Below are 1,456 nucleotides of genomic sequence, written 5' to 3' on the forward strand. Positions count from 1 at the left end.
TTGGGTGCCGTCGCGGTTGCGCCAGCGTTGGATGTCGGTGGCGGCTTGGACGCTTAAGGGCAGGAGTAGGGCAAGGGCGAGCAGGGTGGGTTTCATGTTGTGGCTTTCTGTTAAGGCCATCTGAAAGGGTATGTGCTTTCAGACGGCCTGATGTTTATCGGCGTTTGGCAGCTTTTTTGCTTGGCGCAGCAGCAGGTTTTTGCGGCTCGATGATGACGGTACTCATGCGCTCGTCGGTCAACATCCGGGCGGCGGCCTGTACTTCTTGCGCGCTGACTGCCTGTAAGCGGCGGTGGATTTCTTGTTCGTCGGTATATTGTAGACCGCGCGCTTCGAGGCGGCCCATAATGGAGGCTTGGGAAGACATGGAGTCTTTGGCGTAGATTTCGTTGACTGCTGCCTGGGTTTTGACGCGCTGCAATTCTTCTTCGGAAACGCCGTGGTCGGCAATGTCTTTGATTTCTTGGCGCAGCTGGGCAATCAGAGTCTCGGTTTTCACGCCTTCGGCAGGCATGGCCATTACGCTGAACAGCGGCATTTCACGGCTGATGATGTCGTAATGCGTTCCTGCGTTCAATGCGGTTTGTTTGCCGCGCACGAGGTTTTTGTCAAAACGGCTGGACGCGTTGCCTGCCAAAATATCGGAGAGGACGTCGAGGGCGAAAGGCATCGTGTCATCGAATTTTTGGAGTTTCGGCACACGGAAGTTGATGGCAATCAGCGGTTGGTGTGTGACCGGAGAAGTGGCTTTGACCGTAACAGGCTTGCGCAAATAGGGTTCGGTATGGAGTTTGTTGCGCGGCGGCTGGGCTTTGGCCGGAATATCGCCAAAGAGTTTGGCGGCCGTCTGAAGCGTTTGTTTGGCATCGACATCGCCGACAATGACCAATACGGCATTGTTGGGCGCGTAATATTGTTTGTACCACGCGCGCAGGTCGTCGGCTTTTAGGGTGTGCAAATCTTTCATGTAGCCGATGACGGAGGCGCGCATGGACGGTTGGGTAAAGGCAGCAAGGTAGGCTTGTTCCCACATTTTGCCGTCGGCCGTGTCTTCCGTGCGTTGGCGGCGTTCTTCACGGATGACGTTCATCTCGTTGAGGAACTCTTTGTCGCTGAAGTTGAGGTTGTGCATTCGGTCGGCCTCGAGCTTCAGAATCTCGGGCAGGTTGGCGGCGGCGACGTTTTCGTAATACACCGTTTCATTGCGGTTGGTATAGGCATTGTTTTGCCCGCCCAGCTCGGATACGCGGCGGTTGAATTCGCCGGAGGGAACGTCTTTCGTGCCTTTAAACATCATGTGTTCCAAAGCGTGGCTCAGGCCGCTTTTGCCTGGTTTTTCATCCACGCTGCCGATTTTGTACCAAATCTGCGAAACGGCTACAGGCGCGCGGTGGTCTTCTTTGACGATGATTTTCAGACCGTTGGGCAGGGTTTCAGAAAGCGTCTGCGCCCATGA

General features: G+C 55.2%; 1 protein-coding gene. It reads right to left on the bottom strand.

The window, feature by feature from the left end; genetic code table 11:
* Positions 1-154: 154 nt before the first annotated feature.
* Positions 155-1,456, bottom strand: a 1,302-nt coding sequence (locus tag ACTHSP_RS20525; RefSeq protein ID WP_440346825.1) for a M16 family metallopeptidase, incomplete at its 5' end; no start/stop codon positions are given.

The sequence above is a fragment of the Neisseria sp. P0001.S005 genome, from assembly GCF_051963715.1.